Source organism: Microbacterium sp. zg-Y625, from assembly GCF_030246925.1.
Taxonomy (GTDB): Bacteria; Actinomycetota; Actinomycetes; order Actinomycetales; family Microbacteriaceae; genus Microbacterium; species Microbacterium jiangjiandongii.
Window position 1 is genome coordinate 474094 of the sequence record NZ_CP126740.1, and the last position, 12993, is coordinate 487086.

A 12993-nucleotide genomic window follows, 5' to 3' on the forward strand; every position below is an offset into this window, starting at 1 on the left:
ATGAACGCCGCTGAGCTGAACGCTCGCATTCGTGAGAGCCTCGCCGTGCTCATCGACTCAGCCGACGAGCTGCGCGAACTCGACCAGGCTCTCGGCGACGGTGACCTCGGCATCACGATCTCCGCCGGGTCCACCGCGGTGATCGATGCTCTGGAGGCATTGCCTGCCGAGACAACGCCGACCGAGATCGCGCGCGCGTCGGCGAAGGCGTTCGCCAATGCGAACCCCTCGACGATGGCGGCGCTGGTCGCGGGGGCGCTGCTGGCTGGATCGCGGGTCTGGGCCGACGTCTCCGAGATCACGATCGACGACGCGCAGCGCTTCGCAGACGCTGCGGGCACCAGCATCTCGCAACGCGGCAAGACACAGCTCGGTGACAAGACGATCTACGACGGACTGGCCGCTGTCGCCGACGCGCTCGTCGGGCAGGTCGATGCCGAGGTAGCGGTGAACGCCGCAGTCAGAGCTGCCGACGACGCCGTGGAGCGCACGAAGGGCCTGCAGTCCCGGCGCGGCCGCGCCTCGTGGCTCCAGGAGCGCAGCATCGGCAAAGCGGACCCTGGCGCGACCGCGCTGCTGCGGTTCGTCGAGTCGTGGCGTGCGACGTCCCCTGCGGCGGCGGGCGCGGACTGAACCGCTCCATTCCCCAACCCTTTTCCATCACGCAACCGAAGGCGGTTCTCCCCGTGAGTACTTGGCTCGATGAGGTCTTTCCTGTCCGCAAGCCGATCATCGGCATGTGCCATCTTCCGGCGCTGCCGGGCGATCCCGGCTTCGACAAGTCGGTGGGCATGCAGGGGATCATCGCGCATGCGCGCAAGGAGATCGGCGCGCTGCAGGAAGGCGGAGTGGACGGCATCCTCATCTCCAACGAGTTCAGCCTGCCCTACCTGACCCACACCGACCCGATCACGGCGATCAGCATGGCGCGCGTGATCGGCGAGGTCCGCGACCAGCTCGCGGTGCCGTTCGGCGTCAACGTGCTCTGGGATGCCGTTGCGTCGATCGACCTCGCCGTCGCCACCGGTGCAGCGTTCGTGCGCGAGGTGTTCACCGGTGTGTACGCGAGCGACTTCGGCATGTGGGACACGAACGTCGGCCGCACCGCGCGGCACCGGCTGACGGTGGATGCCGAGAAGGTGCGGCTGCTGTTCAACATCGTTCCCGAGGCGGCGTCGTACGTCGCCGCGCGCGATCTGGCTCAGCTCACCCGGTCCACGGTGTTCAACTGCGTGCCCGACGGACTGTGCGTGTCGGGTCTGACGGCGGGCGCTCCAACCGACACCTCGACGCTGAAGACGGTGAAGGAGCATGCCGGGTCGGTGCCGGTTTTCGTCAACACGGGGGTGCGGCCGGACACGCTGGAGGAGAGCATCCAGTTCGCCGACGCGGGCATCGTCGGCACGTTCTTCAAGAAGGACGGCAAGTTCGAGAACGACGTTGACGTCGCGCGCGTGAAGGATCTCATGAGCGTCGCGATCGCCGTTCGCTGATCATGTTCCTCGGGATCGATGTCGGCACGTTCGAGAGCAAGGGCGTGCTGGTCGACCGCGACGGCACGGTCGTCGCCGCCGCTCGTCGCCGTCACGGCATCGACACTCCCGCGCCGGGGTGGGTCGAGCAGGACCCGGAGGATGCCTGGTGGGGCGACGTCTGCGAGATCGCGCGCGATCTCGTCCGGCAGTCCCCGGCGGCGGAGAGGATCGCGGCGGTGGCAGTGAGCGCGATCGGCCCGTGCGTCGTCGCGACCGACGTCGACCTTCGGCCGCTGCGTCCGGCGATCCTGTACGGCATTGATACGCGGGCGACGGCGCAGATCGAACGCCTCACAGCGGCGCTCGGTGAGGACGAGATCGTGCGGCGGTCGGGGAACACGCTCACCAGCCAGTCGGCCGGCCCCAAGATCGCCTGGCTGAAGGACGAAGAGCCCGGTGTCTGGCAGCGCGCGCGCTGGTTCATGACGAGCCAGTCGTGGCTGGTCGCGAAGCTCACCGGAGAGGTGGTCATCGACCATGCCACGGCGGGGTACTTCCACCCGCTCTATGACCTGAGCGCGGGCGCGTGGGACGTATCGGGCTGTGAAGACTTCGTCGACGCCGCTCGGCTGCCTCGCATCGCTTGGACCACGGAGACAGCCGGTGCGGTCACCGCCGCGGCGGCGACGATCACCGGCATTCCGGAGGGTACCCCGGTCATCGTCGGGACGACCGATTCGCCTGCGGAGGCGGTCGGCTCCGGCGTCGTCTCGGACGGGGAGCTGATGGCGATGTACGGATCGAGCGGTTACTTCATCCGCGTGGGCGACCGACCTCGGCCACAAGACGGCCTCTGGTCGGCGCCCTTCGTGTTCGAGGGCACGTACGTGCTGGCGTCGGGCACGTCGACAGCCGGGACCGCGACTCGGTGGCTGGCGGATCTGCTGGGCCTCGCAGACGAGCAGGACGAACTGACCTTCTCGCGGCTCATCGATCTGGCCCATCAATCGCAGGCGGGCGCGCGAGGCGTGCTCGCGCTGCCGCACTTCGCCGGGGAACGCACGCCTTTCCAAGACCCGACCAGCCGCGGCGTGCTGATCGGGCTGGGGTTGGAGCACACCCGCGCGGACGTGGCCCGGGCCGTTCTCGAGGGCGTCGGCCACTCGATCGCCGCGGCGATCCTCGCGTTGTGCGCCGGCGAGGCGGCGGTCTCCCGTGTGGTGGCGATCGGCGGCGCCACGCAGAACCCGATCATCATGGGGACCGTGTCCACGGTCACCGGGCTCGAGCAGCAGGTCACCGATTCGCCGGGAGCCGCATACGGCAATGCCTTCCTCGCCGCGCTCGGGGTCGGGGCTGTGGAGCGGCCGGACGAGGTCCGGGGATGGGTCAGGGAGAAAGAGCGGGTGCGCCCCGACGACGGCACGCGCGCCTTGCTCATCGCGGATCACTCGAACTTCGCGGCGTTGTACCGTGCCGTGGCTCCTCTTCAGCATGAGCGGGCGCGATGAGCCAGGGGATCGACTGGCGGCGCATCACCGCACTCGTCGCCGACGGCGTGCGGGTGGCGTCGGGTGACAAGGTGTCGGTGTTCTTCACTGACGCGTCGGCGCTTGCTGCTGTGGCAGCCTTCGTGGACGAGTGCTGGCGGCGTGGGGCTGTGCCCCAAGTCGTCGCCACCGATGAGCGGTTCGACGAGAGCGCGTTGCGCTGGGCCGACGCCACCGTCCTCGAGCAGGCGCCGCCGCTGGAGGCGGCGGCGATGCGGTGGTGCGACGTGCACGTGTCGTTCCGCGCCATGACGTCGCCTGTGGTCGACGCCGAGCCCACGCGCATCGCGGCGCTGCGACACGGCCGCGGCATCGTGTCGACCCTGCGGTGGCAGGAGACGCGATGGGCGCTCGTGCGCACCCCCACCCCCGAGTGGGCCCAGGCGACGGGACAGGATGCCGACCGGCTTCTGGCCGAGTGGGCGGCCTCGTTCGATGCGGACTGGCCCGAGGCCGAGGCCCGCATGTCGGCGCTCTGCGCGCAGCTCGATCAAGCGCGCACGGTGGTGATCGAAGACTCGTGGGGTCGCCTCGAGCTGCCAGTGGCCGGCCGTCGCTGGGTCGCCTTCTCGGGGAGTGCGAACTGGCCGGACGGCGAGATCGCGACCGCCCCGCTGGAGCGCAGCGTGAGCGGGGTCATCCACTTCCCGGGGCGGTTCTGGTTCGCCGGCGTCGAGGTCTGCGATCTCGAGTTGGAGTTCGAGGCCGGCCTGGTGGTGCGGGAGCGCGCGACCGAGGGGCTCGAGTTCGTGCGGAATCTTCTCGACACCGACGCCGGCGCTCGCCGGGTGGGGGAGCTGGGGATCGGCACGAACGCGGCCCTCACGACGATGACGGGCGACTTGCTCATCGATGAGAAGGTCCTCGGCACGGTGCACATCGCGCTGGGCCGGGCCTATCCGCAGTGCGGTGGGGTGAACAAGTCGGCGTTGCATTGGGACATCGTCAAGGACCTGCGTGCAGCGCCCGGCGGTTCGCTGTCGGCAGACGGCACCTGGTTGATCCGCGACGGTGCGGTGCAGCCTCCCCTCGTCGACGCGGCTGTGGCGCGCAGACAGAACTAACAGTGAAGGAGACCGACATGCTGGCAAACGAAGTGGATGTTCCGGGGCCTCTGGCCGAGCACCCGATGCAGTGGCGCGAAGCGCCGACGCCGCAACCCGCCGCGGGGCAGCTGCTCATCGACGTCGCCGGGTGCGGCGTGTGTCGCTCGAACCTGCACCTCATCGAAGGTGACTGGGTCGACGGCGGAGTGCCGGCGATCAGTCCCATCATCCCCGGCCACGAGGTGACCGGCCGGGTAGCGGCACTGGGGGAGGGAGTCAGCGGGTTCAGTGTGGGCGACCCCGTGGGCGTGCAGCCGCTGTGGTGGACGTGTGAGGAATGCGAATTCTGCCTGAGTGACCGCGAGAATCTCTGCCATCGTCGCCTCATCACCGGCGAGCACGTGAACGGGGGGTTCGCCGAGTTCATGCTCTCGAACGCGGCCCATACCTATCACGTGCCTGAGCAGCTCGACCTCGCGGCGGCCGCACCGCTGTTCTGCCCGGGCATCACCGGCTACGGCGCCGTGAAGAAGCTCGACCTGAGGCCCGGCATGCGGGTGGGCGTCTTCGGGCTGGGTGGCGTCGGTCATCTGGCTCTGCAGTTCGCCGTGCTCACCGGTGCTCAGGTGATCGCTGTGGCGCGCCGTGCGGAACATCGCGACGTCGCCCTGGAGCTCGGGGCGGCCGAGGCGATCGACGCATCGCGGGTGGACCCGGGCGCGGCGCTGGAAGACTCTCTCGACGCCGCTCTCACCTTCGCGCCCTCGGACGAGGTCACCGCTCAGGCTCTACGGGCGCTGAAATGGGGCGGCACGTTGGTGTCTGGCGTGCCGGTGTCGGTGCAGGACTTTCCTTTCAACCGCGAACAGGTCATCAAAGCGTCGATCCTCGGCTCACGTCGCGACATGAACGAGGTTCTGCGGCTGGCCGCGGAGGGCAAGATCCGGACGGTGGTCGATCTGTTCCCCATGTCGCAGGCGGAACGGGCGTTGGAGCTTCTCGCCGCAGGCCAGCTGCGCTCGCGCGCGGTTCTGCAGAACGCCCACGACTGAGCGTCGAGAGGAGGGCGTGCTACGGCCGGCCCATGCCGTAGTAGTCCCAGCCGGCGGCGCGCCAGGCGGCGGCGTCGAGGCAGTTGCGGCCGTCGACGATGATCCGGCCGGTGACGAGGGATGCCGCGTGCTCGGGGGTGAGCTGGCGCCGGTATTCGTCCCATTCAGTGACGACGATGACGGCGTCGGCTCCGCGCAGCGCTTCGTCGCGGTCTTCGACGTAGTTCAGCTGCGGGTGCCGGGCCCGGGCGTTGTCGATGGCCTGCGGGTCGGTGACGGTGACCCAGGCGCCCAGGCCGTGCAGGCGGACGGCGACGTCGAGGGCGGGGGAGTCGCGGATGTCGTCGGAGTGAGGCTTGAAGGCCGCTCCCAGGACGGTGACGTTCTTCTTGAAAACCGAGCCGCCAAGGGCCTGTACGACGAGGTCGACGGCGCGGTCGCGGCGGCGCATGTTGATGGCGTCCATCTCACGCAGGAACGTCACCGATTCGCCCCGGCCGAGCTCTTCGGCGCGTGCGGCGAACGCGCGGATGTCCTTGGGCAGGCACCCGCCGCCGAACCCGATGCCGGCACCCAGGAATCGGCGGCCGATGCGGGCGTCGTGGCCGATCGCGTCGGCGAGGGTGGTGACGTCGGCGCCGGTGACTTCGGCGATCTCGGCCATCGCGTTGATGAAGCTGATCTTCGTGGCCAGGAACGCGTTCGCGGCCACCTTCACCAGTTCTGCGGTGGCCAGATCGGTGACGATGAACGGGGTGCCCTTGGCCACCGACGGGTGGTAGACCTCCCGCAGCAGCTCGGCGGCGGCCTCGCCTTCGGGCCCCGCAGGGACACCGGCGACGAGCCGGTCGGGGTCGATGGTGTCCTTCACGGCGAAGCCTTCGCGCAGGAACTCGGGGTTCCACACCAGGGTCGCCCCCGTCGGCGTGACGCGCTCGGCCAGGGTCGCCGCGGTGCCCACGGGCACGGTTGACTTGCCCGCGACGATGTCGCCCGCGCTGAGGTGCGGCAGCAGCGCATCGACGGCGGCGTTGACGTAGGTGAGGTCAGCGGCGTAGCCGTCCTTCTGCTGCGGGGTGCCGACTCCGATGAAGTGCACCTTCGCGCCCTGCGCCTCGGCCATGTCGGTGGTGAAGCGCAGCCGCCCCGACGCGATTCCCTCTGTCAGCAGCTCCTGCAGCTCGGGCTCGAAGAAGGGCGCCTCGCCGCTCGACAGCATCTCGATCTTGCGGGCGTCGACGTCGATACCGACCACCTCGTGGCCGATGGATGCCATCGCCGCCGCGTGGACCGCGCCGAGGTAACCGCAACCGATGACAGACAGACGCATGAGACTCCTCAGGAAGGGGCGGGCGGCGGAAAAAAGTGCCGGCCTCAGATCCGAAAAGGCCGTGTCCGCACCTCCCTTCCTACCAGAGCATGCCCGACTCCCCGTCCGATGCCGATGCCGATGCCGATGCCGATACGGGGAGGGTGCAACATCCCCGGGCAATTCCTATGACAGGTGGCGATCAAGTCAAGCACTGGCGGGCGACTACCGCCCCACGGGATCACGGAGCGGCTATCAAGTAAGCGCGGGCCATTCGTAAGAGCCTCGGGGCCATGAGCAAGTCGGTGCGCCGCTCGCGACTCGGGCCATGAAATCCGGAAAACCGCATCTACGATGGCGGGGCGGTCGACGTCGCGGCGCTTATGGTCGCCGGGCTAGCTGCGGCATATCAGAGCCTGCCGACGCCCCTCGCCCGCCGAATACCGGAGGCTCTATCGTCCGCCGGCGCAGCTCCACTAGGGAGACGGCGGCGATCGCCGCTAGGAGCAAGGTGCCGAGTGGGCGGGTCAGCAACGATTCCGACAAGCTGTTGACGAAGAGCGCGATGAGCACGAGCACCAGCCAGGAGAACTCAGGCGACGCTACGCTCAGCTTCACCGAGCGGATGGCGGCGGCGAGCGCTGCGCCAGCCATAACTAGGGCCCCCACCCAGCCAAGCTGGAGCAGCACATCGAAGAACCCGCTGTGGGCCGATCTAGCTGTGTTCCAGCCGAAGGCGTAACGGACGAAGTCGCCGACTTCACCGCGCCATACGCCGCCCCATCCGTAGCCGACAAGTGGCCGCTCTGCGGTTAGGGACAACACGATGTTCCAAATTGCCGTCCGCCCGGTCAACGTTGTGTCTCGACCGACGCTCGCAGTGATTTCAGGCACGGACTGGATGAGCATCGGCAGACCGAAGCCCCCGATTAGCACCGAGAGGAGAGGGAGAAGCCCGAGCCGTCCCAGAGGCCCTAGCAACCCGCCAAACCGGACGAATGCGCCGCCGATCACCACAACAGCCGCGATAACGATGGCCGAACTGCTGTTCGTCGCGGCGATGGTCGCCAGGACGACTGTCGACAGTAGCGCCAGGCCCCATCTCTCCTTTGCGGTCGAAGCATTCATCATTCTTGCCACGATCAGTGCCAGGCAAATGACCGCGACGGACGCTAACAAATTGCGGTGTGCATAAATGCCGGTGAGCGCGCCGCCGAACTCATCCGAACGTCCGTAGCTGGGTGCAATGATCCCCAGCAGCAGGCTGACCCCGGTCGATGTCGCACTCCCCACCAGGAGCCCCTGCGCGACGATTCGTGCGCCGAACCCCGCGAACGCGAAGCCGATGACGACTGATGCTGCGAGCGTTGCTAGATCGATCGCGGTGCCGACCTGATCCGATGACCATATTGCGCTGAGGGCGGCCCACGTGACGAAGATGGCCAGGCCAGCTGTGACCTTAGTGCCCCGCCCGGCGGTGCACAGCACCATGACGGCGAGGCCGCACAGCGCGAAGCTCAGCCACTCGGGGTGGTCTCGGAACACAACTGGTGACGACGCGAGGACGAATGCAAAACCCACCAGCGCGATTCGCCAGCGCTTTATGGCGCCCTCTCCTTGAGTCGAAGAGTTCGAAGGAGAGGTCATGTGCCCATGCTAACCGGCGCGTCGCTCCGCTCGCCGTAGCGCCGCCTCCCTGCGACAGGCAGAGGCCCGGTGTGAAGGGTGGTAAACGGCGCGGCACGGCATGCACGCCTCCGATTCGCCGGGGCCCAGTCTAGGTCGTCAGGAAACGCGCCGATCTCCCTGTTCAAAGGCCCGGCCCTGTACCGGATCGTGGGTGCCGGCCTTTGTTCAGCGATCACCTCTTTAGGCGGCGGATCAGTCGGATTGCGTCGGACATTTCAGTGCGGAAGGCTGGAACCGAAAGGCAAACCGAAAGCCATAGAGCAAAATACGTGCCGAGCCCGGCCAGAAGGTACGCCAGTGCATGTAAATCAGATAGCCAGTGCGCAGCCGCGAGGGTGCCAGCGACCGGGATCGCGTTCATGAACAGCGCGACAAGAGCGTTGGTAAATAGCTTGCCTGATGGCGCATCAGCAAGCCACCGATACATCGCGAGATCGGCTAGCCACCCGAGGGTCGTGGCCGCTGCGTAGCCCCAAGCAACTCCAAGCGGCCCAGACGCTGACCCAACGATGATCCCGGTGATCAGGAGGACCGATTTCACGACGGTCACCTTGAACGTGACGTCCGTCTTCGCCCGCGAGAGGGCGTACCACCATGTTGCGTAGCCGAGGATCTTGTCGGTTGCTGCCACGACAGCCAGCGCTTGCACGAATGGAACAACAGCCGACCATTGTGGGCCGAGAGCGAGTTGAACGAGAGGTTCGGCAAGCGTCGCGCCCACCCCCAGTATTGGGATGATAACGAAGAGGAGCGTGCGTTGACCGCGCAAGAGGAAGCTGGTGAACCGAGCCTCATCATGCTGGAGGCGGGAAAGTATCGGGACCGCTACCTTCGTGGAAGGGGCATTTATCTGATTGAGCGTGTTGATCACGAGTTCGAACGCGCGACTGTATAGGCCTGTGGCTTCCGCTCCGAATCGGTGACCCATCACAATGTAGTCCACGTTCCGGCTCGTGCCGGAAACGAGCTGTGTCCCCACGAGATTAAGTCCATAGCGCAGCAGAGGTCGCATTCCCTCACTGCGGCGTGGAAGCCCGGGTAGCCAGCGGTCGAAGGAGACCGCGAGCACGAGCATCGAGATCGCGATGATCAACCGTTGCGCTACAAGCGCCCATACCCCCCAGCCCAAGAGCGCGGCGACTATCGCGCCTGCTAGGCCCAGCGCGCCGGGTAGCACGTCCGTGAGGGCCAAAGCACCAAATCGCAGATCTCTTGCCAGGTGTGCCTTCGGCTGGGTGGTCACGCCACCGAGTAGGAAGGTAAGCGAGAGAGCCTGTGCAATCTCTGTGATGCGCGGTTCGTGGTAAAAGTCCGCAATAAGTGGCGCGCATAGGAAGAGCGCAAGCGCACACATGCCACCGAGGCCCGTGTTCCACCAGAAGAGGTTCGTACGGTGTTGTCTCGGTAGATCTGGTGCCTGAATGGCAGCGCTCGCGAGCCCGAATTCGCGGATCACCTCCCCGATCACGACGATTGCCATTACCATGGCGAGCAGGCCGTAATCCTCAGGGCTCAGGAGGCGAGCAAGGACTACCACGCTGAGCAACTGAGTCGCAATCGCGACAAGTTGTCCGATGGCCGTAGCCCTCACTCCGCGTGACGCGGAGCCGCCGATTCCGCCAGCCGCAGTATGTGGACGACTCAACTCCGCGCTCGAATCTCTCGGGACGGGAAAATGGAGCTGGCTCTGGTCATGGCAGCGCCCTGCCTGGCCATAGACCGCGCGCGCAGAGGGCTCCCAGTGCACGCGCGGTGAGCTTTGATCCTGCGGAGACAGGTCCACGTTTGGGCAAGGAAGCGTGCGTCCAATGCTGAGCCAGGGGAATTCGCTTGTGGCCGCCAGTTACGTCTGTTGCGGGCAGCCCGAGTAGCGTCTGATCCCGCAAAGGCTCGGATGATTCGTTCGCGATTGTCATCGCCGTAGAAAGTAGGTCGGCAGATCGGTACGCGCGAGCGGCGAGGTGATACAGCTGAATTGCGTCGTGCTCCCACGGTTTATGCCCTCGGGTAAAGGTCCAGGCAGTGGCTCCAGTCAGGTACGGAGCCAACGATGCGCAGGCCTGAGCTAGAGCGCCCCTATTCCACAGGTTCTCACCATAGTGCTCGGCTAGTCGTGCGAGCACTGTGAACGCCCGCAACCCATACACGGAGTAAAACCATCCATCCGCGCGGTCGATCTCCAATGGCATGCTGCCGTCTGGACGGATCTGGCGGCGCAACTCGCGGCGGGCCAACGGAATCACCCGCCGCGCTCTCTCGTATTCCCGGCCATATGTAGCGAACGCGAGAATCTGCGCGAGCAGATAAGAGCCGTGATTGTTCGTCGAGAATATCTCGCGCCGTCCGAAGGGGCTGTGAGCGAGCCAGTCGCTGAGCTCTCGGAACCAAGACCGGAGGGCTTCATCGTCAGAAGAAGTCCACTCGGACGAGTCCCCGATAAGTGCGACGTAGTCCAGCATCTCGATGAGAAATACGCCTTCGATTGTGCCCGTGAAGTGCCCGTCCCAAACACCCGGCCGCGCAGCCGCATAGCGGAAGTGCGGGTTCATCCGCGTTGTCGGGTCGATGAACCATGCGCGAAGCAGCCTCGTGGCGTGAGTCGAGTACCGCGTGTCCGAGGTGTAGAAGTAGGCGAGCCCGAGTGTCGCCACGCGCGCGGTCATGTCCTCGTAGCGTCCCTTATCGAAAGCCGTCGAGTTGAGTGCCTCTGGGTTCGTCTCGCTGTCGCGATACTGGTAAGGCAGACCGTCGGGCGTCTCGGGGTTGGGCCAGGAGTATCCGCCGATCGCATAGAAGTCGTGAGGATTGCCCGATGCGGCGAGGGCAGTCTTATCTGTCACAGATGCGGGCGGGATGCCGAGCAGGCTGTCTGCTTCGCGCGTTAGCTCCGTAACTGCGCTCACAATCTCAGGCTCTCCTGCACGGAACTGATCCCTGACGAATCTGAGTTCGCTGTAGTCAAGATAAGTAAGTATGTAAGAGGTCATCGGCGCGCCCTTACAGAGCGGTTCGCTCGGCCACTGCAGACCGGAGTACATTCCCGTGCTGGTCTCGTATGCGCTGCCAGCTGCGTTCATCCAGATTCGGTCGCGAGGTTTTACGCGCATGTAAAGACCATTCCAGCGCCGCATCGAGTTCGCTGCTGTCGAACTGGCGATATATGCGCACCCATTCGTCTCCTACCTCCTGCTGAAGTGCGACTGTGGTGGCAGTGAGGGGTACCAAAATTGGCCGATTCAGTGAAAGGGCAACGAGTACGGCACCAGAACTATGAAGTTCTCGGTATGGGAAGACGCACAGGGAGGACCGGCTGATCTCGACAGCCAGGTCCTCGTCGGGCACAAACCCGAACTGGTAGGAGATCCTATTGTCCGAGGCAGCGGCGTCCCGAACCGCTTGAGCCACGCGCTGGTCGGTCGGAGCGCCTACGATCCGGAGTTCTTCGATGCGCGATGCGTGCATAGCGCCAAGAAGTTCCGGAACGCCCTTGTATTGCTCCAATCGGCCAAAGTGCAACGCGCGACCCGGCACCGCAGACTGCGTCGGAACGTCGGCATATGGCTCTCGGTAGCTCCCGTGAGGAATCAGGTGGACGGTGCCCTCTGAGACTTTAGGGTCTCCTGGGACGAGGTGGATTTCGGCAGTAGTGAGCATGTCGAGCGCGGACCTAAGGGTGGCTCCCCAGTCCCGGGTCACGGGACGATGTGGAGTGACGTTGTGAAGGGTACGGATAACAGGGATTCTGCGGCGTCGAACACGTCTGATGACTATCCGTGCCAGCAGGCGCACAGCCCGCTCTCGGGGCGAGGAGCCTGCGGGCACGAAGTGTTCAGGCCAGTGAACGTGCAGCGCCTCGTAGCGGCCAAAGAGCGCGCGAGGCCAGCCGAGAAACAGCGGCCTAATCCCGAAGTCCTCGGTAGCGGCCATGTGCCGGGCATAACGTGTTGTGTGGTCTGGCGCTGAGACTGTGTGGAGCACCCGCAAAGGCGTAGCACGCTCGCCCGAGACGCGCGCAGCGATTGCGCATGCGAGATCGTCTAGTCGGCTCCGCGCGGAACGAAGCGAATTCAGAACCTGCGCCTGATCTGCATCGATGCGGGCTGAAGCGTGCCTCGCAGGAAGGAGGGTGAGATCAGCGACCGCGAGCGCACGCGAGACCTTCCGCGACGAATCTGGAACGAGATCGAGCGGGATCGCACCTTCCGTGACGGCCATGACCACGGAGTGAAGCCGGTCCGACGCCACCCACGTCGCTTTCGAGTATGCCGCGCGTACGGCTCTTTCCTGATCGGCGTGCGTTGCGCTATCTGGCCAAGCAATCAGTTGCGCGTCGAGTTGCCTTGCGAGCCACTCGGCCCGCACCGCGTCGCGTCGCACCTGACAAACCACAACGATTCGAGCCTGCAGATCGTTGGCTGCGGTGCGTCGAACAGTTTCTACCCACTCGTCCGATGGGATGGGCCGGTCGCCGCGGATGCTCAGCGCGAGTACTCGGCTGGTCCTGACCTCGTACTGGCGTTCGGCTACAACTTCGACGGGCGGCCCCTCTCCCATCGCCCAGTCCGGGCACACCGTCCCAATCCCGACCGCATGACGCGAAGCTTCATCACGCCACGACACAAGGTCACTCGCCCGTATGGTTGCCTTGGCGGCAAATGGAACTTTCCCCCCGGGGTCTCGCAACCCGAAGCCAGCGTGGATGACCGCGCCACCGCGCAGCTTGACGAGTCCAATTGCTGGCGCCATGAGTGCACGGGTGACGCGAAACCGGAGGTCCGGCAGTAGCTCTCCTGCATTCAGGAAAAGGGACGTCCTCTGGCTCAACGCGCTTCGGAACAGGGCCCCAAGCCAACGACGGCGGCTCGTGTAAAG

The 12993-nt window shown here is 65.8% G+C and carries 9 protein-coding genes; 5 read left to right on the forward strand and 4 right to left on the reverse strand.

The genetic code is table 11. The features are described 5' to 3' along the window. The 5 genes from QNO14_RS02120 to QNO14_RS02140 are packed head-to-tail and all read left to right on the forward strand — an operon-like array spanning position 1 to position 5123. Positions 1-633 carry a DAK2 domain-containing protein gene (locus tag QNO14_RS02120; protein WP_257494870.1) on the forward strand — a complete coding sequence of 211 codons (633 nt, stop codon included), beginning with the start codon at positions 1-3 and terminating at the stop codon, positions 631-633. Positions 634-686: 53 nt separating this feature from the next. Next, a complete protein-coding gene (locus QNO14_RS02125) occupies positions 687-1493 on the forward strand; it encodes a BtpA/SgcQ family protein (protein ID WP_257494869.1) in 807 nt (268 codons plus the stop codon). A 2-nt stretch (positions 1494-1495) separates the two neighbouring features. Continuing rightward, complete coding sequence (locus QNO14_RS02130) at positions 1496-2986, forward strand: FGGY-family carbohydrate kinase (protein ID WP_257506583.1); 1491 nt, start codon at positions 1496-1498, stop codon at positions 2984-2986. Beyond that, positions 2983-4089, forward strand: coding sequence for an aminopeptidase (locus QNO14_RS02135; protein ID WP_257506584.1), 1107 nt, complete (start codon positions 2983-2985; stop codon positions 4087-4089). Before QNO14_RS02130 ends, QNO14_RS02135 begins: the two co-directional genes overlap by 4 nt. 2 nt (positions 4090-4091) lie before the next feature. Beyond that, entirely contained in the window at positions 4092-5123 is a 1032-nt protein-coding gene (locus QNO14_RS02140; protein ID WP_257506585.1) for an alcohol dehydrogenase catalytic domain-containing protein, read from the forward strand. Positions 5124-5142: 19 nt separating this feature from the next. Here the strand turns inward: QNO14_RS02140 and QNO14_RS02145 are convergent, their stop codons facing one another. The 4 genes from QNO14_RS02145 to QNO14_RS02160 all read right to left on the reverse strand — a co-directional run bounded on the left by QNO14_RS02145 (position 5143) and on the right by QNO14_RS02160 (position 11108). Further along, positions 5143-6453: a UDP-glucose dehydrogenase family protein gene (locus QNO14_RS02145; protein ID WP_257506586.1), complete on the reverse strand. Its 1311-nt coding sequence runs from the start codon at positions 6451-6453 to the stop codon at positions 5143-5145. Between the two features lie 360 nt (positions 6454-6813). Beyond that, on the reverse strand, positions 6814-8079 hold the full coding sequence (locus QNO14_RS02150) for an O-antigen ligase family protein (protein WP_257506587.1): 1266 nt from the start codon (positions 8077-8079) through the stop codon (positions 6814-6816). Between the two features lie 214 nt (positions 8080-8293). Then, entirely contained in the window at positions 8294-9904 is a 1611-nt protein-coding gene (locus QNO14_RS02155) for a lipopolysaccharide biosynthesis protein (RefSeq protein ID WP_308211039.1), read from the reverse strand. Next, complete coding sequence (locus tag QNO14_RS02160; RefSeq protein WP_257506589.1) at positions 9813-11108, reverse strand: alginate lyase family protein; 1296 nt, start codon at positions 11106-11108, stop codon at positions 9813-9815. The genes QNO14_RS02155 and QNO14_RS02160 overlap by 92 nt, the downstream gene beginning before the upstream one ends. Positions 11109-12993: the final 1885 nt, after the last annotated feature.